This window comes from Bacillus sp. SN1, from assembly GCF_002796895.1.
GTDB classification, from domain to species: domain Bacteria; phylum Bacillota; class Bacilli; order Bacillales; family Bacillaceae; genus Bacillus; species Bacillus inaquosorum.
Window position 1 is genome coordinate 1 of sequence record NZ_PHIE01000021.1, and the last position, 255, is coordinate 255.

Sequence of the window (255 nt, forward strand, 5' to 3'; positions counted from 1 at the left end):
ATGCAAGTCGAGCGGACAGATGGGAGCTTGCTCCCTGATGTTAGCGGCGGACGGGTGAGTAACACGTGGGTAACCTGCCTGTAAGACTGGGATAACTCCGGGAAACCGGGGCTAATACCGGATGCTTATTTGAACCGCATGGTTCAAATATAAAAGGTGGCTTCGGCTACCACTTACAGATGGACCCGCGGCGCATTAGCTAGTTGGTGAGGTAACGGCTCACCAAGGCAACGATGCGTAGCCGACCTGAGAGGG

1 rRNA gene is annotated in these 255 nt (G+C 54.9%); it reads left to right on the forward strand.

The features are described 5' to 3' along the window. Window positions 1–255, forward strand: a 16S ribosomal RNA gene (locus CVV77_RS21890); the annotation flags it as partial.